The sequence below is a fragment of the Buchnera aphidicola (Macrosiphoniella sanborni) genome (assembly GCF_005080885.1).
Taxonomy (GTDB): domain Bacteria; phylum Pseudomonadota; class Gammaproteobacteria; order Enterobacterales; family Enterobacteriaceae; genus Buchnera; species Buchnera aphidicola_AU.
This window is the reverse complement of sequence record NZ_CP034864.1, coordinates 485,657-510,814: the sequence shown is the minus strand read 5'-3', so window position 1 is coordinate 510,814 and position 25,158 is coordinate 485,657. Positions and strand designations below refer to the sequence as shown.

The following is a 25,158-nucleotide window of genomic DNA, read 5'->3' as shown; positions in this document are numbered from 1 at the left end:
ATTTGAGAATATTGTAATTAATTTTATGTTCTATATATTTATAAAATTTAAATTATAAGTTATACATCTGAATAAAATACAATATAATAAAACAAATATGTTAATAATTTATAAAAAATATTAATTTCAAGTAATTTTAAGTAAATTTTTATAAATCATATAATAGTATTCATGAAAATAAAAAAATGTTATGAAAATTTTTTTATAATAATTAATGATATATTTTTTATCAAAATGTGTATTTTTTAAAAAGTTATTTCTATACAAACAGTTGTTTATCTCGAGTTATTCTTGATAAAATATTCATCATATTCTGTCCTATTATATGTAATAATTGATTTTTCACGAAGGTCTTTAAGAATAGAATCAAAAATAACTTGGATATTATTTTTTTCCAAATATTCAAGAATCATATTTTTTTCTTCTGGAGAAAATTTTGTATTATAAGTTTTTTCAAGTGATACAATCACAAAATTTTTATTTTGATCTTGATATGAAGCATATTTTTTTTTGCCGTCTTTAGGTTGAGGTAAAGAAAAAATAATTGATGTAATAGGATCATGATCATAGCGAGATATAATTTCAGGTTTACTAAAATATAGATGAGATTTCTGAAATAAATTATTTTTTCCTTCATTTAATTCACGGATAATGTTTTCTACTTTTTGTTTAGTGTATTGTATAGCTTTTATGATTTTTAATTTCTTAATAATATTATTTTGAACTTGTTGAAATACTTGTTTTTTTTTGTTTTGAAAATTTATTAATTTAATTAAAAAAGATGTATTTTTGTTTAAAACAATAAAATTAAAATATGGTTTTAATGCGTGATTTTTTTGAAGTAATTTTTCCTGAAAAATTACTTTTTTTAAAATATCATAATTTAAATCTTTAGGAATAGAATTTTGATCAAACCAATTTGTTTCTTTAATTAATAAATTATTCTTTTTAAGAATATCTTCAACTTTTTTTGGATCGTTTTTAATAATACTAGAGATTTGATTAATAAAAGTATTATATAAATTTAAAGATTTTTTATATTGAATTTTTTTTGTAATTATATTGGATACTTCCTGAATGTTTTTTTGTCGAGGAGGTGAAATGTCATTTAATTTAACAATTAAAAATTCATTATGAAATGGAATTACATCAGATATTTGGTTTTTTTTTTGTAGATTAGCTATTTTAATTTCATTAGGTATAATTTCAGATGACATCCAACCAATATCACCACCTTTTTGGGATGATATAGGATCAATTGATTTTGTTTTAGCAATTTTTGAAAAATTTTCTGGTTTATTAGATAATTCGGATAATATTAATAAAGCTTCTTTTTTACTTTTAGTTTGAATAATGCTGTATCTTTTTTTTTCTTTTGTGAAATATTGTTGAATATTTTTAAAATAGAAATCATTAATTTCTTTATTATTACAACTAGATTTAAACTGATTCAGATGTAATTTAACAAAATGTATTTTAAATTTTTCAGGAATATAAAAATTATTTCTATTTTTATAAAAATAATTCTGTGCTTCGATTTTAGATACTTTTTGTTGATGAATTATCGGATTGATTGTAATAGTTGATTTTTTAATTACTCTTTTTTGAGACAGTAATTTTATAATATTATTTTGTTCATTTTTTAAAACAAAACTACTATGGATAATAGTATTGATTAAATTTTCTGTGTTTATTTTTGTTTTAATTATATTAATGTATTCATCATTAGTTAAATTTATAGATGCTAGATAATTAAAATATTGTTCTTTGTTAAATATTTTATTTTTTTGAAATAAAGGAGAATTTAATATTATTTGTTTAATCTCCGAGTCATTGGTTTGTAATTTTATTTTTTTTGCATATTGCTCTAAAAGAATATTGTTAACTAATTGAATTATAACATGATCGTATGTTTTTTTTATAAAATTTTTGTTATTATATATTTTAAAAAAATTTTTTCCCAAGATTTTTTTTTGTTTTTCTTGTTCAAGAAAATACATTTTTTTAAAAGTGTTTAGACTAATTTTTTCACCATTGACGGTTGCTATATATTTTTCAGAATTATAATTTATATAACCATGCATTGTACTGAATATTAAAGAAAAAATAATAATACCTAAAATACACTTGACCATAATACGATTTGATCGTGATAGAAAATATTTTTTCATAATTTTATTATCCTATATATTTTCAATATTCTTTCAAGAAAAAATATGTTTATTGTGAAATATAAAGGCTGACAATTTTTGTCAGCCAAGATTTTTTTAATTTTACTAGTATAATATTATTTTTTCTTTATTAAAATATAAGGTGTTTTTTCTAATGCTAATTTTAACACTTCTGTAATATTTTTTACTGGATATATTTTTAATCCTTCAATAATATTTTGAGGTATTTCTTCTAAATGACGTTTGTTATCATATGGTATTAATACTATTTTGATCCCTCCACGATGTGCTGCTAATAGTTTTTCTTTTAATCCACCAATAGGTAATACTTGACCTAATAAAGTTATTTCCCCTGTCATTGCGATATTATATTTAACAGGATTACTTTTTAGTGATGAAACTATAGCTGTACACATTGCGATACCAGCACTTGGTCCATCTTTTGGTGTTGCACCTTCAGGAACATGAACATGAATATCATATTTTTCATAAAAATTTTTTTGAATCCCTAATTTATGTGCTTGAGAACGAACTACAGTCAATGCTGCTTGAATAGATTCTTGCATAACTTCCCCTAAAGAGCCAGTATATGTAAGTTTTCCTTTTCCTGGTATACATGCAGTTTCAATAGTTAGCAATTCTCCACCAACTTCTGTCCAAGCTAAACCAATCACTTGACCAATTTGGTTTTTTTTGTGAATTTTTCCATAGTCAAAACGTTTTATACCTAAAAATTTTTTTAGATTCTTACTATCAACTATGATGTTATTTAAAGATTTATCTAAAAGTAAATTTTTTACTACCTTTCTACATATTTTAGAAATTTCTCTTTCTAAATTGCGCACTCCAGCTTCACGAGTATAATGTTGAATAATATTTATTATTGCACAATCAGTAATTATTAATTCATCTTTTTTTAATGCGTTTCTTTCTATTTGTTTTGGATAGAGATATTTTTTTGCTATGTTTAATTTTTCATTTTCAGTATAACCAGAAAGTCTTATAATTTCCATACGATCAAGAAGTGGTGAAGGTATATTCATAGAATTAGATGTTGCTACAAACATTACATCAGAAAGATCATAATCTACTTCTAGATAATGATCATTAAATGTTGTATTTTGTTCTGGGTCTAAAACTTCTAATAAAGCAGAAGCTGGATCTACTCTAATATCACAAGACATTTTATCAATTTCATCTAGTAAAAATAAAGGATTTTTTACCTTGGCTTTTACCATTTTTTGAATTAATTTTCCGGGCATAGCACCTATATATGTGCGTCTATGACCTCTAATTTCAGCTTCATCTCTGATCCCTCCTAATGCCATGCGTACATATTTTCTTCCTGTTGATCTTGCAATTGATTTACCTAATGATGTTTTTCCTACACCAGGAGGACCAATTAAACATAATATAGGACCTTTTATTTTATTTTGTCGACTTTGTACTGCTAAATATTCTAATATTCTTTCTTTAACTTTTTCAAGACCAAAATGATCAAGATCTAAAATTTTTTTAGCTTGTTGGATATCTTTTTTTATTTTAGTTCGAGTATACCAAGGGATTTGTATCATCCAATCAATATAACTGCGCACTACTGTTGCTTCTGCCGACATCGGTGACATCATTTTTAATTTTTGTAATTCTGATTCCGTTTTTTCTTTAGCTTCTTTAGGCATTTTGGATATTTTAATTTTACGTTTTAATATTTGATTTTCATCTGGAACTTCATCCATATCTCCTAATTCTCTTTGAATAGCTTTCATTTGTTCATTTAAATAATATTCTCTTTGACTCTTTTCCATTTGTTTTTTGACACGATCTCTAATTCTTTTTTCTACTAACAATAAATCTATTTCAGATTCCATAATCGCCATTAAAAACTCTAATCTTTCATTGATATTACGTATTTCTAATACTGATTGTTTATCAGTTAATTTTAATGGCATATGAGCAGCAATAGTATCTGCTAATTTTTCTGAATTTGTAATATTATTAAGAGTATTTAATATTTCTGATGGAATTTTTTTATTTAGTTTAATATAAGATTCAAATTGATTAATTGTAGTTCGGATTAATATTTCTTGTTCTTTTTCTAATATTTTTGGAGAAAAAATTAATTCAACTTCTGCAATAAAGTGCTGTCCATTGTTTATTAAATTGTGAATAGAACCACGTTGAAGTCCTTCTATTAGCACTTTTACTGTTCCATCTGGTAATTTTAACATTTGTAAAATTGCACTAATGGTTCCAATTTTAAATAAATCTTTTTCAGTAGGTTCATCTTTAGATGCTTCTTTTTGTGCAATCAACATAATTTTTTTATCATTATTCATAGAATTTTCAATACATTGAATTGATTTTTTACGACCTACAAATAATGGAATTACCATATGAGGATATATTACTACATCTCTTAATGGCAAGACAGGGATTGTAATACGTTCAGAACGCTCAGAATTCATAGAGCTCTCTCTTAGTAGTTGAATTTCCGCTATTTATTGTTAAAATCTGCAAGATGTAATAATAAAATATGCGGTATTTATACCTATAATCAGTCAAGTATATCGGAATGGTCGCTTGACATGTGATGTTAAGCGTTTGAGAAAATAAAAGTTATTACTTTTATTTTTTAAGATCATCGAATGTTCTTTTTATTTACTCGATGCTTTTTTTGATTTGTTTTTTTTCATATATTATTTTAGGTGATGAATTAGAATTGATAACTGATTCATTAATTAAAACTTTTTTTACATGATCCATAGATGGTAATTCGTACATTGTATTTAATAATATATTTTCAATAATAGAACGAAGGCCTCTAGCACCTGTTTTTTTATTTATTGCTTTTTGAGCAATAGCTTTAATAGATGCTGTATTGAATTCTAATTGAACTTTATCTAATTGAAATAACATTTGATATTGTTTAATTAAAGCATTTTTAGGTTGATATAATATTTGAGTTAGTATATCTTCAGTTAATTGATTTAATATTGTTATAATTGGTAAACGACCAATAAATTCAGGAATTAATCCAAATTTCACTAAATCTTCAGGTTCAACTTTTTTTAACAAACAGTCTTCTGATATTTTTTGTTTTTTTTCCTTGACATTTGCGTTAAAACCTATTTCTGTTCCAGTATCTAGTCTTTTGGAAATGATTTTAGATAATTCTAAAAATGCTCCGGCACATATAAATAATATATTCGCAGTATTTATTTGTAAAAATTCTTGTTGTGGATGTTTCCGTCCTCCTTGAGGAGGAATAGAAGCTAAAGTTCCTTCAATTAATTTTAACAAGGCTTGTTGAACTCCTTCTCCAGATACATCCCTAGTAATTGATGGATTATCAGATTTTCGTGCTATTTTGTCTATTTCATCTATATAAATAATACCTAATTCTGCTTTTTGAATATCATATTTACATGTTTGTAATAATTTTTGAATAACATTTTCAACATCTTCTCCTACATATCCTGCTTCTGTTAAAGTTGTTGCATCTGCAATAGCAAATGGAACATCTAAAAATTTAGCTAATGTTTGTGCTAACAATGTTTTTCCACTACCTGTTGGTCCTATTAATAAAATATTACTTTTACCTAATTCTACCGTATGTGTATCATTGTTAATATTACGTAAACGTTTATAATGATTATAAACTGCAACAGATAATATCTTTTTGGTATGATCTTGTCCAATCACATAGTTATCTAAATATTTTTTTATTTCATCAGGTTTAGGTAAGTGATTAATTTTATTTGTAGTATTTTTTATTTTTTTTTCTAGAGTCTCTTCAGTAATAATATTATGACATAATTTAATGCATTCATCACATATATAAACTGTTGGTCCAGCGATTAGCTTTTGTACTTCTTTTTGATTTTTCCCACAAAAAGAACAATAAAGTAATGTTTTAGAATTGTCTTTACTCTTGTCTATCATTCTTAACCTCGTTTTTATATTTTTTATGTTTTTTTGAGTAAATAGATTCTATGTATTTAAAGAAAATTTCTTATAAAAATATCTTAAATAAATTTTAACGTTTAGTTAAAACTAGATCAGTTAGTCCATACTGAATAGATTCATATGCTGATAAAAAACAATCACGTTCTGTATCTTTATTAATTTTTTTTATAGATTGACCTGTATGAAAAGACATTAATGTATTTAGTTTTTTTTTCATTGCCATAATTTCTCGTGCATGAATTGCAATGTCTGAAGCTTGTCCTTGATATCCACCTAATGGTTGATGAATCATGACTTTAGAATTAGGTAAACAAAATCTTTTTCCTTTAGTTCCAGAAGTTAATAACAAAGCAGCCATTGAACATGCTTGACCTATGCAAATAGTACTAATTTCTGGTTTGACAAATTGCATTGTGTCATAAATTGACATACCTGAAGTAATGATACCTCCTGGAGAATTAATATATAAAAATATATCTTTTTCTGGATTTTCAGATTCTAAAAATAATATTTGAGCTATGATATTATTTGCCATATTATCTTCAATAGGTCCTATAATAAAAATTATTCTTTCCTTTAATAATCTCGAATATATATCATATGAACGTTCTCCTCTAGAATGTTGTTCTATAACCATTGGAATCAATGTTCCATTGACATTTTTTGTATTATTACTATATAGCATTTTAATTCCTAAAAAAATTTGATATTACAATTAATATTGTTTGTATAAATAATTTTTATAATTTTAGTCTACTTTAACTAACTTAAATTTAGAAAATGAATTCTTCATGAGTTGCCCAGTTATAATTGATAAAATAATCAAAATTCCAATATTTTTTAATAATTTTTATTCTTTTTTTTAAAAGAATCATAGCTTGATTTTTTAATTCTATATTTTTTATAGTATTTTGAAAATTTTTATTATTATTGTATAAATAAATAATTTCTTTTGGTTTTTGATAATTTAAAGATATTTTTTTTATTAAAGATTGCATATATTTTTCATCTAAAAATATTTTGTTATCAGATATAATTTTTTCTAATAAAATTTTCATACATAATTTTTTTTTGACTTGTATATCAATATTGTAATGATATTTTTTTTCTAATATATTCGCATTTTCTTCTTCATATTGTTTTACAAATTTTTTATATATAGTTTGTTTGTATTGTTCAAATAAAAGAGGAGGTATTGATATAATATTTTTTTTAATAATTTGTTCAATTATTTGATCTTCAAGATATTTATCAGTGATTTGATTTATTTGTAAACTAATATTTTGTTTTATATTTAAATAATCTATTGTTTCTAATGTTTTTTTTATAATGTTTTTTTCATATATTTTTTTTTCATCTTGTGCTTCAATTTGAATAATTTTAATTTTGCATATAATTTCTTTATTTTGAAGTTTTTTTTCTGGATGTAATTGATGCAATTTTATTTTAAAAAAAAATATATCGTTAATAACACGATTAATTATTTTATACTTTAATTGAGGTATTAATGTGTTGTGAGATACTATAAATATAAAATTTTTTTTGTTAAATTGTTGAATTAAAAAACGATTTTTGTAAACATAATAATCAATTGTTACACGATCATTTAATTGAATAGGTCTATTTACTTTTTTCCAAAAAATGTTGTGTAATTTATTTTTTATTATACTATTTCGAATATCTTCATTTTTAATTTGAACATCTATTTTGTTTACTTCTATATTTTTAATATCATCAATTTTAAATTGAGGATAAATTTCATAGATGACAGAATATTTATACTGTTTTTCTATTTTATCTTGATTTTCATGAATATAATATCTTGGTGCACCAATAATTTTTATATTTTTTTCTCTTATAAATTCATAAAAAAATTTTTGCATTAGTTGCTTAAATATATCATAATAAATGGCATCACCATATTCTTTTTCTATAAATTTAATTGGAATTTTACCTTTTCTAAATCCATTAATATTTTTTGTTTTACTAATTTTTATAAATTCTTTTAAAACAGAATTATCAATTATTGTTTTTGGAATATTGATTGTAACACGATGTCCTGCATCTTTAAGTTTTTCCATAACAAATTTCATCTAATTACCTCAAACGATTAATTTTATCATTTTAGATTTTCTGTATTTTGAAATTTTTTGATATTTTTTTATTAAATTTTTCTAACATTATGTTTTTGTTATGTTTTAATCACTTATAGAATACTATTTTTTTTTAAACATTTAGTATCATTATTAATTTTATATTTATTCTCTTGCCATTCATCTGAAGTATAAGTTTCAAGTGTTAATGAGTATATTTTTTTAATTTTTAATAATTTTGAAAAAATCATACGATGTCTATGAACTAATGTTTGATTTTTAAAATCATTGCTTACGATAACTATTTTAATATGTGTAAGATTTTTTTTTTCATGATTATGATAATGGCTATGATCATAAATTTGAATAAAATTAGTATTCATTGTAGATACTAAATATTGTTTTATTTTTTGTAAAATCATTAATTAATATTAATTCCTAGTTTTATGAATATAAATAAAAAAATCAATAAAAGTATTTTAAAAAAAGAATATTTTTATAATTAACAGTTTTATATGACGTTTTTTTAAATGTCTTAAAATGAAAATATTCATTAAATTTTATCAATTTTTAAGAAATAATTCAATTATTTCAAGAATTATTACTGGTATTGATAACATTTTTATTTATCTTTTATAATCAATTATATATAAAAATATTTTTTAATATAATAATATTATTTTAAGGTTATTGAATGACATGTTTAAATTATACTAAATTTTTTAGAGTAATATCATTAATATTAGTGTTTTTTTTTCTTAATGGATGTAGTAGTTTAATTGCTGATGTTCATGGATCTATTGCTATAAAAGAATATTCTTTAATATTAATATCTTTTATTATGATGTTATTTATTATACTTCCTGTGATTTTTATGACTATATATTTTTCTTTAAAATATCGGTCAACTAAAATCAATCAGATATATAGACCTAATTGGTCAGATTCAAAAAAAATAGAAATTGCTGTATGGACTATTCCAATACTAATAGTTTCTTTTTTAGCATTTTTATCTTGGGATAATACTCACAAATTAGAACCTGAAAAGTCTATAATTTCTACTAACAATCCTATTAATATTGATGTAATAGCTTTAGATTGGAAATGGTTATTTATTTATCCAGATTATAATATTGCGACTATTAATGAAATTATGTTTCCTGTTAATAGACCAGTTATTTTTCGTATTACTTCAAGATCTGTCATGAACGCTTTTTTTATTCCGGCTTTAGGAAGTCAAATATATGCTATGCCAGGTATGATAACAAAATTAAATTTAATTTCTAATAATCCAGGAAAATATAAAGGAATATCATCTAATTATAGTGGTAAAGGTTTTTCTAATATGAAATTTACAGTTTTATCTGTTTTAAAAAATAATTGTTTTTTAAATTGGGTGAAAAAAATAAAAATGTCACCTGAAACATTAAGAACAATCAAAGATTTTAATATTATATCTATTCCAAATGAAAATTATTCAATAAAATATTTCTCTTATGTTGAAAAAAATTTATTTAATCAAATTGTTAAAGAACATTCTTCAAAAAACATAGAATCTTAGATCTAAATGTTTTGCGTAAAAAATAAATAACAAAAATAATAAATATGAAGTATGAGGAAAGAAAGAACATGTTTGGAAAATTAACATTTGATGCTATACCATATAATGAGCCAATTATTATGGTTACATATAGTGCGATTATTTTAATTGCATTATGTCTTGTAACAACTATTACTTATTATAAAAAATGGCAATATTTATGGTCTGAATGGTTCACTACAGTAGATCATAAAAAAATATCTATTATGTATGGAATACTTTCTTTTATTATGTTGTTTCGAGGTTTTATTGATGCAATATTAATGCGTACGCAACAAGTAATTTCATCGGCAGGTTATCAAGGATTTTTACCACCACATCATTATGATCAAATATTTACAGCTCACGGTGTAATAATGATTTTTTTTGTAGCAATGCCTCTTGTGATTGGTTTAATGAATTTAGTTATACCTTTACAAATTGGAGCTCGTGATGTAGCGTTTCCTTTTCTGAATAATTTAAGTTTTTGGTTGAATGCAAGCAGTGCTATATTGCTAACTTTATCCTTAGGAATTGGTGAATTTGCTCAAACAGGTTGGTTAGCTTACCCTCCTCTATCTGGTATTGAATATAGTCCTGGTGTAGGAGTTGATTACTGGATTTGGAGTTTACAGATTTCTGGTATTGGAACAACTTTAACAGGAATTAATTTTTTAGTAACTATTTTAAATATGAGAGCACCAGGTATGTCTTTTTTTAAAATGCCAGTTTTTACTTGGACAGCTTTATGCACTAATATTCTTATAGTTATTTCATTTCCAGTTTTAACCATCACTTTAATATTTCTTACTCTAGATCGTTATTTTAATTTTCATTTTTTTACTAATGATTTAGGTGGAAATGCGATGATGTATGTTAATTTAATATGGATCTGGGGTCATCCAGAAGTATACATTTTAGTACTTCCAGTATTTGGTATATTTTCCGAAATAGTACCTACTTTTTCAAAGAAAAGTTTATTTGGATATGTATCATTAGTTTGGGCAACATTATCTATTACTATTTTATCATTCATTGTTTGGTTACATCATTTTTTTACCATGGGAGCAGGTGCTAATGTCAATGCTTTTTTTGGGATTACTACAATGATTATAGCTATTCCTACTGGTGTGAAAATTTTTAATTGGCTATTTACAATGTACCAAGGTCGCATATATATACATTCTTCAATGTTATGGACTCTGGGTTTTTTAATAACTTTTTCTGTTGGTGGAATGACTGGTGTTCTTTTATCAGTTCCTCCAGCTGATTTTATTTTACATAATAGTTTATTTTTAGTTGCACATTTTCATAATGTGATAATTGGTGGTGTTGTTTTTGGTTGCTTTGCTGGTATTAATTATTGGTTTCCTAAATTGTTTGGTTTTATTTTAAATGAAAAATGGGGAAAACGTGCTTTTTGGTTTTGGATGATAGGATTTTTGTTTGCATTTATTCCTTTGTATTTTTTAGGTCTAATGGGTATGACACGTCGTTTAAGCCAAAATATTAATTCTGAATTTCATCCATTACTATGTTTTGCTGCTATTGGGGCAATTTTAATAGGACTTGGTATTATATGTCAAATAATTCAATTTGTGATTTCTATTAGAAATCGTCAATATAATTTAGATCTAACAGGAGATCCTTGGGACGGAAGAACTTTAGAATGGTCTACTTCTTCTCCAGCTCCGTTATATAATTTTGCAATTATTCCTAAAATACAATATAGAGATGATTTTTGGGAAAAAAAATATAATGAAAATTATAAAAAAGAAATATTTAATAAAAATTATCAGGAAATTCATATGCCAAAAAATACAGGATTAGGTTTTTTAATTAGTTTATTTTCTTTATTCTTTGGTTTTTCAGCTGTATGGCATATAACTTGGTTATGTTGTGTATCTTTTATTTTGATAATGATTAGTTTAATTAAAAATAGTCTTAATGAAGATAAGGAATATATAATTTCCATCGAAGATATAAAAAAAATTGAAAATCAACATTTAAAAAACACTTAAAAGCAGGTTTAAAATGATAAAATATGAAAATAATAATATTACATCAAAAGTCAACTTCAATGGTACTCTAAAGAAACAATTAGATAATAATAAATTATTTGGTTTATGGATATACTTAATGAGTGATTGTATTATATTTGCAGTTTTATTTGCTGTTTATGCAATATTTTCTTCAAATGTAACAATTAATCTTATAAGTAATGAAATATTTAATTTATCTTCTGTATTATTAGAAACATTTTTATTATTATTAAGTTCTTTATCATCTGGTTTGATTGTTATTGCAATGAATAAAAAAAAATATCAGATGCTTTATTGTTATTTAACAATTACTTTTATTTTAGGTTTTATGTTTTTATGTATGGAAATTTATGAGTTTTATGAATTAATAAAAAACAATTTTAGTCCTGATAAACATGCATTATTTTCTATTTTTTTTACTCTTGTAGGAACACATGGAGTTCATATTTTTTTTGGATTAGTATTAATATTATCAATTCTTTATCAATTAAAAAATTTAGGTTTAACTAATACAATTTATAATCGTATTTTATGTTTAAGTATTTTTTGGCATTTTTTAGATATTATATGGGTTTGCATTTTCACTTTCGTTTACTTAAATGGGTCTATTTAATGTTTAATATAATCAAATTAAATATTAATGAAGAAACAAAATCTTATTTTTTAGGTTTTTTACTTTCGTTATGTTTAACGTTAATACCTTTTATATTAGCAATAAAAAAATTTTTTTCTCATGAAATTAATTATATTATTTTTTTAATTTGTGCTATTTGTCAAATATTTGTTCATTTTGTATATTTTTTACATTTAAATTTTTCTGAAGAGAAAAAATGGCACTTAATAACTTTATTTTTTGTGATTATAATTATTTTTATTGTTATATTTGGTTCTATATGGATTATGCATCACTTAAATCATCACATTTATCATAATTAAATATTGATAAAATTTATATGTTAAAAAATTATTTAGAGATAATGAAACCAGGTATTATTATTGGAAATATTGTTTTAATTATAGGAGGTTTTTTATTTGCGTCTCGTAATATTATTTTTAATTTATATTTATTAATATATACGATTTTCGGTGGCTCGTTAGTAATAGCTTCTGCTTGTATATTTAATAATATAATTGATCGTGATATAGATCAAAAAATGAACCGTACAAATACTAGAGTATTATCAAGGAATTTAATTTCTTTTCGTTCTGCTTTAATTTTTGCTGTATTTTTAGGAATATCAGGAATATCTATATTAGGTGTGTTAGTAAATTATTTATCAATGATTGTCTCAATGTTAGGATTTTTTATATATGTAATTTTATATACATTAATATATAAAAGAACATCAATATATTCTACATTTATTGGGAGTTTTTCAGGTTCTACTCCTGCTATTATTGGTTATGTTGCAGTATCTCATGTTATTGATATGTCTTCTATATTATTATTTATTATTCTTATTTTCTGGCAAATGTCTCATTTTTACTCTATTTCTATTTTTAGAAGAATTGATTATAAAAAAGCTAATATTCCTGTTTTTTCTGTAATAAAAGGTTCTTTGAAAACAAAAAAACATATTTTTTTATATATTCTTGCTTTTATTTTTTTTAGTTCTTTATTATCTTTCTTTGGTTATCTTAGTTATAATTTTTTATTTTTATCATCTATAATAAATTTTTATTGGTTATTTTTATCTTATCTAAGTATTAAAAAAAATAATCATAAAAATAATGCAGATCAATTATTTTTCTTTTCAATTATAGTTATAGTTGTATTTAATTTCTTAATAGCAACAGATGTTTTTTTGAGTACATAAAGTATATTTTATATTCAATTATTTATATTAATTAACTATTTTATTTTACAAACATGCATTTGGTTTAGGGATACCAGCAATTTTACTGGCTTGTTGAGCTGGTCCCTTGGGAAAAAGTTGAAATAAATAAATGCTATTAATTTTAGAACAATTCATTTTTTTTTTTATACTTATTATTAACATTCTCATTGATGGTGTAATTTTAAATTTCAAATAAAACTTTCTTATAAAAATAATTATTTTCCAATGATCAGCGCTAAGATTAATATTTTCTATTTTTGCAATTTCTTTTGCGATGTTTATATTCCAATCTGTAGTTTTTTTTAAATATCCTTCGGAATCTTTTTCAATTTTTTTATATATTTTAGTGTTTTTATTTTTAATATTCATATTTTAGATATATAGATTAATGTGTATATTAAAAAATATTAGATTGCAAAGGATTATAAAATGAATTTTTTAGAATTACAAGTAACATTAAGTTTTTGTTTAATTTTTTTATTGCGGATGTTAGGTATGTTTATGGTTCTTCCTGTATTGAGTAAATACGGTATATTGTTAGATGGTAGCAATGAATTTTTAATTGGTTTATCAATAGGAATATATGGTTTTGCTCAAGTTTTTTTTCAAATTCCATTAGGAATATTATCAGATAAATTTGGACGGAAAAAAATAATTCTGATAGGTCTTTTAATGTTTTTTTCTGGAAATATTATTTCAGCCAATGTTCATTCGATTTGGGGATTAATAATCGGTAGATTTCTACAAGGTTCAGGTGCGATATCTGGTGTATGTATGGCTCTTTTATCAGATTTAATCCGTGCAGAACATCGAATTAAATCTATTTCTGCAATTGGTGTTAGTTTTGCTTTATCTTTTTTGATTTCAATGATATCAGGACCTTTAATAATTCAATATTTTGGTTTTTTTTCAATTTTTTGGATATCTGCATTTTTATCTATTATTTGTATAATAATAATTTATTTGTTCATTCCTATTTTAAAAAATAAAGAATATATAAAAAAATATATGTTTTCTTCATATAATGAATTTTTAAAATTTTTTTTAAATCAATTCTTTTTTAGATCTTATATGGGTATATTTTTTTTACATTTTATTTTAATGATTAATTTTATGATAATACCTCATCAATTAGAAATATTAGGTTATTTATTAAATAATCATTGGAAACTTTATTTTTATACTATATTAATTTCTTTTGCAATTTTATTTGTATTTATATTTTATTGTAAAAAACAATATTTTTTAGATAATATTATTGAAATATCTATTATTTTTATGTTTTTCTCAGAATTGATTTTTTTCTTTTCAAATAGTTCTTTTTTATGGTTATTAATTGCTTTGCAAATATTTTTTATCTCTTTTAATTTTCTTGAAGTTTTTCTTCCCTCTGAGTTAAATAAAAGAATATCAAACAATTATAAAGGTAGTATTATGAGCATTTATTCGACTAGTCAATTTTTAGGAATTGGTTTTGGAGGTATTTTAGGGGGATGGATTTATAGTTTTTTAAATATATTTCAAATATATTTATTTCAAATGTGTATTATTGTAACATGGTTTTTTATTAGTTGTTTTTTAAAAAAATAGTTTTTTTATAGTATGATTCTTTTTATTAAATATTATATTTATACAATTATTTTTTTGATTGATATTTTTTTATTTATTTAGGTTTGAAATATATGAATTTTTTTAATTTTTATAAAATTAGTCAATATCGTGTAAATAGAAAATTATATGATATATTGCATCGTCTTCCTTTTCAGAAATCAGATCTTTTAAAAGCAATGCAATATAGTCTATTTTCAGGAAGCAAAAGATTGCGCTCATCTTTGGTATATGCGACTGGTGATATGCTTAAAATAAATATAATAACATTAGATACAATATCTTCAGTAATAGAATGTATCCATTCGTATTCTTTAATACATGATGATTTACCATGTATGGATAATGATAATTTTAGAAGAGGAAAAGTTTCTTGTCATATTAAATATGGTGAAGATATTTCTTTACTTGCTGGAGATGCTTTACAAAGTCTTGCATTTAATATTTTATCAAATAATTTCATGCCAAATATATCTAATATCAAGCGCATAAAAATGATTTCTGAATTATCTTATTCTATTGGTTCGTCAGGGATGTGTGTAGGTCAAATGTTAGATTTAGAATCACAAAAAAAAATAGTAAGTATTTCCGAGTTAAATATGATTAATTTATATAAAACTGCATTTTTAATGCGGTCTGCTGTACGTTTAACATATTTTGCTTCTAATAGTTTTTCTAAATCTATTTTATCTATTTTAGATTTTTTTTCAGTTTCTATTGGTTTAGCATTTCAAATTCAAGATGATATCTTAGATATACAACACGATAGTATAAAAGTAAAAAATTCTGCAATTATTAAAAAAAATACTTATCCGGCTGTAATAGGTTTAGAAGAGTCAAAAATACAAGTTAATAAGCTATATAAAAAATCATTTTTAGCTTTAGATCATTTAAAAAATAAATCTTTTGATACAAAAATATTAAAAAAATTCATAAACTTTATAATGAAACCTATAAAATAAATTAAATATGAGTATCTAATGAATTTTAATCTTACAAAATATCCTATTTTATCTTTTGCTAATTCAGTAAAAAATTTACGATGTTTACCTATTGAAGAATTGCCACAATTATGTTGTGAATTAAGACAATATTTATTAGATGTTATAACTATTTCGCATGGACATCTTGCTTCTGGTTTAGGTGTTGTGGAAATTACTGTAGCACTGCATTATATTTATAGAACACCGTTTGATAATTTATTATGGGATATAGGACATCAAGCATATCCTCATAAAATATTAACTGGAAGAATAGAAAAAATTAATAGTATTCGTAAAAAAAATGGATTACATGGATTCCCTTATCGTGATGAAAGTGAATATGATGTGTTTAGTGTTGGACATTCTTCTACTTCAATTAGTGCAGGTTTAGGGATGTCTGTTGCAGCAGAGAAAGAAGGAAAAAATAGAAAAACTGTTTGTATCATTGGTGATGGAGCAATAACTGCAGGGATGGCATTTGAAGCTATGAATCATGCTGGAGTAATTAAATCTGATTTTTTAGTCATATTAAATGATAATCAAATGTCTATTTCTAAAAATGTTGGTGCTTTAGACACTCATTTAAAAATGTTAAGAAATATTAAAAAAAGTTTAAAAGATGAAATTAAATTTCACATATGGAAACAGAAATGTTATAAAAATATTAAAAATATTAATTTTTATTTACATTCAATATTTTCTCATTTAGGTTTTAAATATTTGGGTCCATTTGATGGACATAATATTTTTTCTATTATTAATATATTGAAAGAAATTAAAAAGAAAAAAGATACTTATATGTTGCATCTCGTAACTAAAAAAGGAAAAGGTTATCTTCCAGCAGAATTAGATCCTATTAAATGGCATGCAATATCTGAAAAAAATAAGTTATCTTCTGAAATATTAAGTTATTCAGATGTTTTCGGTTCATGGCTTTGTGAAATAGCTACATTTGATAACAAACTTATTGCTATTACTCCTGCAATGTGTGAAGGTTCTGGTATGTTAAAATTTTCTCGTCTTTTCCCAAAGCAGTATTTTGATGTTGCTATCGCTGAACAACATGCTGTCACTTTTGCTGCTGGTTTAGCTGTTAGCGGTTATAAACCAGTTGTTTCTATTTATTCTACTTTTTTACAACGAGCGTATGATCAAATTATACATGATGTTGCTTTACAAAAATTATCTATTTTATTTGCTGTGGATCGAAGTGGAATTGTTGGGAATGATGGACCAACTCATCAAGGTATTTTTGATTTAGCTTTTTTAAGATGTATCCCTGGAATAGTTATTATGACTCCTAGTAACGAAAATGAATGTCGTCAAATGCTTTATACTGGTTATATGTATAATCAAGGTCCTTGTGTAGTCAGATATCCTAAAGGAAAAGGTATTGGAACATTATTAATGCCAATGAATAGCATTCCATTAGGACAGTCTTTAATAAAAAGGTATGGAAAAAAAATAGCAATTTTAAATTTTGGTGTATTATTACAATGTGCTTTTTTTGCAGCTAATAATTTAGATGCAACATTAGTTGATATGCGTTTTGTTAAACCTTTAGATAAAAATATGATTTTAAAATTATCTTCTAAACATAAATTTTTTGTTACTATTGAAGAAGGTGTAATTTCTGGTGGAGCAGGAAGTGCTGTTAATGAATTTATGATGATTAACAAAATTTGTTTACCTGTTTTAAATATCGGTTTACCTGATATTTTTATCCCGCAAGGTACGCAAGAAGAAATCAGACATGATTATGAACTAGATGAGAGAGGTATTTATAAACAAATTTTTTGTTGGCTAAAAAAAGAGTAAAAATAACAATGAATAAAAGACATTTTATATAGCTATATTTTTTTTTTTATTATATCCCATCGTAAATGCAACTTTATCTAATACTCCGTTAATAAATTTATGACTATCTTCGGAACCAAATAATTTAGCTAATTCAATTCCCTCATTGATAGATACTTTATATGGTATATCATTTCTTTTATATAATTCATAGAATGATATTCTTAGAATAGATTTTTCAATATGTCCTAATTCTTTTAAAGATCTAAATAAATAGGGTTTTATTAAATTATCTATATTTTTATAATGATATGTAACACCGATAATCAATTCATAAAAATATTCTATATCAATATTTTTTTTATTAATTTCTTGTAAAAACTGAAAAGCACTATCTTTGATGTTATTATGAGACATTATTTCCCAAGAATATAATATTTGTAATGCACATATTCGTGCTTTTCGTCGATATAATGGTTTCATAAATAAAATTTCTCTTATTTTATATATTAGTTATTAAATTTTTTAGAAGATAATATTAATCTAATATCAGGACCTATCTGACAAATATCTTGAAAGTTAAATTGAAGAGCATTTGACAGTTTTAATTGGTTATAAACCATACATAATGGTTTAGCTTCATGTCCTAATATTTTAGGAGCTATATATATAATTAATTCATCTATTAAATTTTGCTTTAATAAAAATCCTGATAATTGGCTACCTGCTTCTACCCAAATATTATTAATATTTGATTTTCCTAAAAATTTTAATAAAGAATATATATTAATTTTATTTTTGTGTTCTTTTTCTATAATTTGTTTTGTATTTTTAGGCCATATATTTTGATCTAATTTTAATCGTATTAACCAAATATTTCCTATTGTTTTAATAATCTCATGATGTGGTTGTACACGATTTTGACTATCTAAAATAATTCTAATTGGATGTTGAAATAGTTTTTTAGGAAAAATAGATAATGTTTTTTTATCAAATTCTTTTTCTCGTACGTTTAATTTTGGATTATCAGTAAGAATAGTAGAACTGCTAGTCAAAATAGCTGAACTTTTTGCTCTAAATTTTTGAACATCTTGACGTGCATATTTTGAAGTAATCCATTTACTTTCACCATATTTTGTAGCAATTCTTCCATCTACAGACATAGCTAATTTAAGTTGTATTCATGGAAGACCAGTTTTCATTCTCTTAAAGAAGCCTTTATTATATTTTTTTGATTCTTTCGATAATACACCTATTTTTACTAAAATACCGTGTTTTTTTAAATATGCAATACCTTTTCCATAAACTTTAGGATTTGGATCAAGATTTGAGATTATCACCTTATGTATCCCTGCTTTTACTAATGCATTACAGCAAGGAGGAGTTTTTCCAAAATAACTACATGGTTCTAATGTTATATATACTGTACTCCCTTTTGCCTGTTTTCCAGCCATTATCAAGGCATTAATTTCCGCATGATTTTTTCCTGTTTTTTGATGCCATCCTTCTCCTATAATATTATTATTTTTTACAATTACACATCCTACATTAGGGTTTGGTGAAGTTGTAAATTCTCCTAATTTACTAATTTTAATAGCTCTTTTCATATAAAATATATCGTTCATTTTTACCAACATGTTTATATCTTTCAAAAATTTTTAATTTCATGATTAAAATATTTTTAGAAAAATTTTAAATTTTTAATTGATTTTAAATATTTAATATGTATAAAATTTATCGAAAATATTTTAATAAATATTTCTAATCAATTAATACTTTTTAATATAAGTAAAACATAATTAAGTATAAATTTATAATTTAATGTTTTTTCAATCACTTATTTGAATCACAAAAATTTTAAAAATTATTAATTATAGATAATCTATTTATATTTTAAATGAAATATATGTTTAAACAGATATTAATTTATTTAATATTTTTGTTCCAAAATGAGCATGATTTTTTTAAAAAAAAGTATTTATATATTTATAAAATATGTCAATTATATGTATTTATCTCTCTTTTGTATATTGGTATTCTTTTTTATATTAGTATGTAGAAAGATATGATTTTTAAGATTCTATAAACTATAAATATTTTAAATATAAATCTTTTAAAAAAGATTAAATACAGTATATTTAATATTTTTAATTGATGATGCATGACATGTTATATATATTAAAAATATTTTAAGAATTACTACTAGATTTTTCTCATCACATTATAATTTAGATTTAGTAATAATAAGTATTATTTATGTTAGATAATTAAATTATCAGAAAAAGATTAAAAATTTTTGGTAATTATAATTATTTTATATATTACATGAATATAAAATATATTTTTAATTGAACACATTTTTTAAAATAATATGTAGTGTGAATATTTTAATTAAATATTTTTATATAATTATTATATAAAATATATGTCTAATTTTAATATTATATTAGTTTTTTTAAATCTTGTACTATATTAATCATTTCTAATGCCGCTAAAGCGGCTTCTGATCCTTTATTTCCCATTTTTGTTCCACATCTTTCAATTGATTTTTCGATGTTATTTGTTGTTAAAATTCCTAAAGTAATAGGTATACAATATTGAATACTAATTTTTGAAAGATTACTAATAGTATCATTGCTAATGTATTTAAAATGATCTGTTTCTCCTTTAATAATAGTACCTAAAGTGATAATAGCATGATATTTATTAGATTTTGCAATATAATTTGCTACAGTTGATATTTCATATGCTCCAGGAACATATATTGTTAAGATATTTTCTTGATTAACTTGTCCTATTCTTGTTAATGTATCTATTGCTCCGAATAATAAATTTTTATTAATAAATTCATTAAATCGAGCAACAATTATAGAAATAGATGCATTTTTATTTGTTATTCCTGATTGAATTATATTCATATTTTATTATTAACTTATTGTTTGTAAAATTTATTATTGATTATTTAAAATCCAAGCATATCCATAATGATTATAAAATCCTGCTAAGATTGAGGCTTGTTTACCAATGCCTTGATAAATATCAATATGTTGATCTTTAATTGCTCCTCCTACATCTAAGGCAACAACTAAAATCATTTCGTATTGATTAGTAAATATACCATTTTTATCAAGTAAAGGCATTTTTAATAAAATTACACTACCGCTTTTTATTATTGATTGATCTACTGCTATTGATGCTTTAGAAATTAATGGAATAGAACTAGCTCCATATACTTCTTTTTGATTCGTTTCTTTGAAAAATACAAAAGATTCATTTTTTTCAAATATATCTTTTATTTCTCTTTCAGAATGTCTTTGACACCAAAATTTAATAGCTTGCATTGACATATTTTTTTTATTTATCTCACCTCGATTAATTAAAATTTCTCCAATCGCTTTGTAAGGCCAACCGTTTTTTCCTGCATAACTAAAAAAAGTTAATTTTTTATTATGTCCATAATCTATAAATGCACTTCCTTGAATTTCCATAATAAAATTGTTTATAAGAGAGTTGCTATAAGCTAAAATATATTTTTTATCGAGTATTCCATTATATATATCTTTTCTTTTTGGTAAAGTGTGATTTTTATCAATACGATTAGGCATTGAATATATGGGATATTTAAAATTTCCTGTCTTGATTTTTCTAGCTTGTATTATAGGAGTATAATATCCAGTGATTTTAACATTACCATAATTATCTATCCCTTTCATTTGAAATAAATTAATTCCAAATTTACTTAATTCATTAATATTAGCATTAGTTTTTAACCAATGAGAAATAGATGTATAAATTGCCTTATTCTTTAAGTATAAAAGTGGAGAAGATTTTTTAATTTTGTCAATTTGAATTAAGAATAATTTAGAATTCATTATTTTTTTTTTAATGTTTATTTGATTTATTTTTGTAAAATTTTTAATTAATTTTTTTTCATATTGTTGTGCTTGATTATAAAAAATACATTCTGAATATACTTGTTTTAATGAAAACAAACAAATTAAGGATATTATTATTTTAATTTTTTTATATTTCATTTTTCTTTAAACTTATTAAGTTGCAAAATTTTCTTGAATAATTTCATTTATAAAATATGTTGCAATTTTTTTAATAAAGTTATATTATATATAAAGACGCGGGGTGGAGCAGCTTGGTAGCTCGTCGGGCTCATAACCCGAAGGTCGTTGGTTCAAATCCAGCCCCCGCAACCAAGATAAAAAATAGAATTTAATTTTAATATTCTTATTTCAATAAATATACTCTTCTATTTCTTCTTAATTTCTTTAATTTAGATGTTTTTTTTAATAAAAAATAATATATAGATCATAAAAAAATTCAAGAAGATTCTTTTAAAAATCGCAATAAATAATTAGTTGAAAATTTTTAGAATTTTCTTTTTTTGTTTTTGTAAAATGTTTATTTATTAGAATAAAATATTTATAATTAAGCATAATATTAATAAAAAAATGGTTTTTTTATAATTAATTTAAGTATTTATTAAATTTTTTTTAAGAAATTATATTCTTATATAAATATCTTTTTTTAAATATCTTTAAATATTTATTTATTTTAAATAATCAAATATTTTTCATATTTAAAATAAGACAACCAAGAAATACAAGTATTAAAATTTTAATACTAATTGAGTTATATTATATTCATAATATAAAAAATATTAATGTATTAAATAAAAAATTTTTAATTATGTATAGTAATAAAAATAAAAAATAGTGTTTTATATAATAGTAGTTATATTAACAAAAATGATTCAAATATTATTAATTATAATTTAAAAAGTTTAATTATTTTTTATACTAATGTTTCATTTATAAAAAGTTAAAATATTTATTCTAACAAGATAGTAATTTAAGATGTTATTAAATTAAATTATAAAATAAAAAATCACAAATTATTATAACGTAGACTATATTTTTTTAAAGATTTAAAATACTGGAATATAAAAGTAGTTAATTATATTATGATATTAATAATTATAAATATTTTTTAATATAATAATATTATTTTTATATTCTATTAATATTAAGATGTTTACAAATTATCAAATATAATAAGATAGAATTTAGTAGTGATATTAAAATATATTAAATTCAATTAAATAATTATTTTTTTTATATGTTATCTTATTATAAAAATATAAAAGATACAAAAATATGTAGTTATTTATCCTAATTATCAAAATTTTACATATTTAAAAAATTTTTTTAAAAAAAATTTTATAATTATTTTTTTTAAAATATGATATTAATTTAATATAAAATTATATTTCATTAATTTTATTCAGAATAGATTTTATAAATACATCTTTGTTGCCAAAGATATTTAAATTTTTTTTAGTTCTTGTAACTCCAGTATATATAATGTCTTGATTTAAAAAAGATGAATAAATATTTGGTACTATTAATGTAGTATTTATAAATTCTGAACCTTGTGATTTATGAATAGTTATAGCCCAAGCAGTTTTGTAATTTTTTAGAATTTTTACTGGAATACTATGAATAGTATCGTTTTCTTTTAAAAAAGATACTTGTAAAATACCATATTTATTAATATTAGTAATTCCTATATTACCATTAAATATATTTAAATATTGATTATTTTTAGTAATTAAAATAGGTTTTCCTATATACCATGGTTCTTCATTAATATAAAGGTATTTTATTATTTTTTTATTATGCATATTTTCTTCAATTTTTTTGTTTAAAATATTTATACCAAATATTCCATGATTCAATATACATAATGTTTGATGATTTTGAAATGCTTGTATTATTTCTTTAATCTTATTTTTTTTGTGTATTTTTTTCCAAAAATATATATATTGAAAAGAAATTTTTTCGATCATATTTTGATATTCTTGAATTGAATTTATATTATAAAAACGAACATTATCAATTGTATTGTTGAAAACTTTTTGAATAATATGCATATTTTTATTAATTATTGCATTTGATAATAGATGAATTCCAGATTTTTTTTTAAATCGGTAATTTTTTTTTAATATACATATATTGCAACTAATTAACATTTCTATTTTTTTTGTAATATTTCGACATAATTTATAACCTGTTATTTTTTCAATATTAATTATATTTTTACGATTAGAATTATTACAAATGTTCAAAATAATATGTCTAAGAATTGATCCGGATTCTATTGGACGCAGTTGATTATAATCACCAATAAAGATTAGTTTGGTATTTTTTGATACTGCACATAATATTTTTTCCATCAAAAAAATATCTACCATTGAAATTTCATCAATGATTAATACATCTAAATCTAATTGATTATTTTGGTTAAAAAAACTTTTTTGTGATATTTCATGAATTGCTAAAAGTTTATGTATAGTTTTGGGTGAGAATAAAAGTGATTTTTTTTCTTTTTGAGAAAGATAAATATCGAAAATATTATTATTTATAATTTCAGATAAATGTGTTGTTGCATTTCCTGTTGGTGCAGATAATTGAATTTTTAGTATTTTTTTTGAATTTTTTATTAAAGCGATAATAATTTTTAATATAGTAGTAGTTTTACCAGTTCCTGGTCCACCGAAAATAAAAGTAATATTATTAATTAAAGTATTTGCTACTGCTATTTTTTGAAAATCTATTCTTTTACTAGGAAACAAATTATTTAAAATAATAGAAAGTTTTTTTCTGTTAATTTTATTTGTTATATTGTTTTTTAAAAGATAATTGAAAATATTATTTTCAGCTTTCCACATTTTATAAAGATATATTTTTTTTTTGTATAATACTAATGGTGTAGGAATTAAACCATAACTAATAGATGGATGCTTTAATAATTCATCTTCCCAATTTATTTTTTTTTTTAAAATTATCAATATATTTTTTATAAATTTTTTATTAGAGCTAGAAAAAAATAAGTTTTTTTGAAAATACTTAATCGGTAAAGATATATGACCTTGGTTACTTTCATAACTTATACAAGCTGCTACTAGTATAATAATATTATTTTTTTTTTCAATAAATTCTGCAAAGTATAAATCAATTGGACGTATTATGTTTTTATTCACAGCGTCTTTTAGTAAAATAAGCATTTT

General features: G+C 22.3%; 18 protein-coding genes, 1 tRNA gene and 2 pseudogenes. 9 read left to right on the top strand and 12 right to left on the bottom strand.

Features of this window, described 5'->3' with window-relative positions; genetic code table 11:
* Positions 1-275: 275 nt before the first annotated feature.
* The 6 genes from D9V74_RS02260 to D9V74_RS02235 all read right to left on the bottom strand — a co-directional run bounded on the left by D9V74_RS02260 (position 276) and on the right by D9V74_RS02235 (position 8,652).
* Complete coding sequence (locus D9V74_RS02260; protein ID WP_158362897.1) at positions 276-2,171, bottom strand: SurA N-terminal domain-containing protein; 1,896 nt, start codon at positions 2,169-2,171, stop codon at positions 276-278.
* Positions 2,172-2,287: 116 nt separating this feature from the next.
* A complete protein-coding gene (gene lon / locus D9V74_RS02255) occupies positions 2,288-4,636 on the bottom strand; it encodes an endopeptidase La (RefSeq protein WP_158362895.1) in 2,349 nt (782 codons plus the stop codon).
* Positions 4,637-4,829: 193 nt separating this feature from the next.
* Positions 4,830-6,113: an ATP-dependent Clp protease ATP-binding subunit ClpX gene (gene clpX / locus D9V74_RS02250; protein ID WP_158362894.1), complete on the bottom strand. Its 1,284-nt coding sequence runs from the start codon at positions 6,111-6,113 to the stop codon at positions 4,830-4,832.
* 94 nt (positions 6,114-6,207) lie between these two features.
* Positions 6,208-6,822, bottom strand: coding sequence for an ATP-dependent Clp endopeptidase proteolytic subunit ClpP (gene clpP / locus D9V74_RS02245; protein WP_158362893.1), 615 nt, complete (start codon positions 6,820-6,822; stop codon positions 6,208-6,210).
* Between the two features lie 88 nt (positions 6,823-6,910).
* On the bottom strand, positions 6,911-8,230 hold the full coding sequence (gene tig / locus D9V74_RS02240) for a trigger factor (protein ID WP_158362892.1): 1,320 nt from the start codon (positions 8,228-8,230) through the stop codon (positions 6,911-6,913).
* A 113-nt stretch (positions 8,231-8,343) separates the two neighbouring features.
* Positions 8,344-8,652: a BolA family protein gene (locus D9V74_RS02235; RefSeq protein WP_158362891.1), complete on the bottom strand. Its 309-nt coding sequence runs from the start codon at positions 8,650-8,652 to the stop codon at positions 8,344-8,346.
* A 272-nt stretch (positions 8,653-8,924) separates the two neighbouring features.
* On the opposite strand from D9V74_RS02235, the gene cyoA reads away from it, so the two are divergent.
* The 5 genes and pseudogenes from cyoA to cyoE all read left to right on the top strand — a co-directional run bounded on the left by cyoA (position 8,925) and on the right by cyoE (position 13,668).
* A complete protein-coding gene (gene cyoA / locus D9V74_RS02230; RefSeq protein ID WP_158362890.1) occupies positions 8,925-9,791 on the top strand; it encodes a ubiquinol oxidase subunit II in 867 nt (288 codons plus the stop codon).
* A 68-nt stretch (positions 9,792-9,859) separates the two neighbouring features.
* Positions 9,860-11,847, top strand: a pseudogene (gene cyoB / locus D9V74_RS02225) (cytochrome o ubiquinol oxidase subunit I).
* On the top strand, positions 11,844-12,464 hold the full coding sequence (cyoC, locus tag D9V74_RS02220; RefSeq protein ID WP_158362886.1) for a cytochrome o ubiquinol oxidase subunit III: 621 nt from the start codon (positions 11,844-11,846) through the stop codon (positions 12,462-12,464). Before cyoB ends, cyoC begins: the two are co-directional and overlap by 4 nt.
* The gene (cyoD, locus tag D9V74_RS02215; protein WP_158362884.1) at positions 12,464-12,787 is read left to right on the top strand and encodes a cytochrome o ubiquinol oxidase subunit IV; all 324 of its coding nucleotides are present in this window, start codon (positions 12,464-12,466) and stop codon (positions 12,785-12,787) included. Before cyoC ends, cyoD begins: the two co-directional genes overlap by 1 nt.
* 17 nt (positions 12,788-12,804) lie before the next feature.
* Entirely contained in the window at positions 12,805-13,668 is an 864-nt protein-coding gene (cyoE, locus tag D9V74_RS02210) for a heme o synthase (protein WP_158362882.1), read from the top strand.
* Between the two features lie 45 nt (positions 13,669-13,713).
* On the opposite strand, the gene D9V74_RS02205 is transcribed toward cyoE, so the two are convergent.
* Complete coding sequence (locus tag D9V74_RS02205; RefSeq protein WP_158362880.1) at positions 13,714-14,058, bottom strand: TusE/DsrC/DsvC family sulfur relay protein; 345 nt, start codon at positions 14,056-14,058, stop codon at positions 13,714-13,716.
* 60 nt (positions 14,059-14,118) lie between these two features.
* Here D9V74_RS02205 and D9V74_RS02200 point away from each other — a divergent pair, with 60 nt between their 5' ends.
* The 3 genes from D9V74_RS02200 to dxs all read left to right on the top strand — a co-directional run bounded on the left by D9V74_RS02200 (position 14,119) and on the right by dxs (position 18,098).
* Positions 14,119-15,279 carry an MFS transporter gene (locus D9V74_RS02200; protein ID WP_158362878.1) on the top strand — a complete coding sequence of 387 codons (1,161 nt, stop codon included), beginning with the start codon at positions 14,119-14,121 and terminating at the stop codon, positions 15,277-15,279.
* Between the two features lie 92 nt (positions 15,280-15,371).
* Entirely contained in the window at positions 15,372-16,259 is an 888-nt protein-coding gene (locus D9V74_RS02195) for a polyprenyl synthetase family protein (protein WP_158362876.1), read from the top strand.
* Positions 16,260-16,277: 18 nt separating this feature from the next.
* Positions 16,278-18,098 carry a 1-deoxy-D-xylulose-5-phosphate synthase gene (dxs, locus tag D9V74_RS02190; protein ID WP_158362874.1) on the top strand — a complete coding sequence of 607 codons (1,821 nt, stop codon included), beginning with the start codon at positions 16,278-16,280 and terminating at the stop codon, positions 18,096-18,098.
* Positions 18,099-18,122: 24 nt separating this feature from the next.
* Here dxs and nusB read toward each other — a convergent pair whose 3' ends face one another.
* The 4 genes and pseudogenes from nusB to mltA all read right to left on the bottom strand — a co-directional run bounded on the left by nusB (position 18,123) and on the right by mltA (position 22,111).
* Complete coding sequence (gene nusB, locus D9V74_RS02185) at positions 18,123-18,560, bottom strand: transcription antitermination factor NusB (RefSeq protein ID WP_158362872.1); 438 nt, start codon at positions 18,558-18,560, stop codon at positions 18,123-18,125.
* A gap of 26 nt (positions 18,561-18,586) precedes the next feature.
* A pseudogene (gene ribD, locus D9V74_RS03000) lies at positions 18,587-19,684 on the bottom strand (bifunctional diaminohydroxyphosphoribosylaminopyrimidine deaminase/5-amino-6-(5-phosphoribosylamino)uracil reductase RibD).
* An 834-nt stretch (positions 19,685-20,518) separates the two neighbouring features.
* Complete coding sequence (gene ribE, locus D9V74_RS02170; RefSeq protein WP_158362869.1) at positions 20,519-20,995, bottom strand: 6,7-dimethyl-8-ribityllumazine synthase; 477 nt, start codon at positions 20,993-20,995, stop codon at positions 20,519-20,521.
* A 33-nt stretch (positions 20,996-21,028) separates the two neighbouring features.
* A complete protein-coding gene (gene mltA / locus D9V74_RS02165) occupies positions 21,029-22,111 on the bottom strand; it encodes a murein transglycosylase A (protein WP_158362867.1) in 1,083 nt (360 codons plus the stop codon).
* Between the two features lie 97 nt (positions 22,112-22,208).
* Between mltA and D9V74_RS02160 the strand changes: the two genes are divergently transcribed.
* Positions 22,209-22,285 (top strand) — tRNA-Met (locus tag D9V74_RS02160).
* 1,067 nt (positions 22,286-23,352) lie between these two features.
* Here the strand turns inward: D9V74_RS02160 and recD are convergent.
* Complete coding sequence (recD, locus tag D9V74_RS02155; protein WP_158362865.1) at positions 23,353-25,155, bottom strand: exodeoxyribonuclease V subunit alpha; 1,803 nt, start codon at positions 25,153-25,155, stop codon at positions 23,353-23,355.
* Between the last annotated feature and the right edge of the window lie 3 nt (positions 25,156-25,158).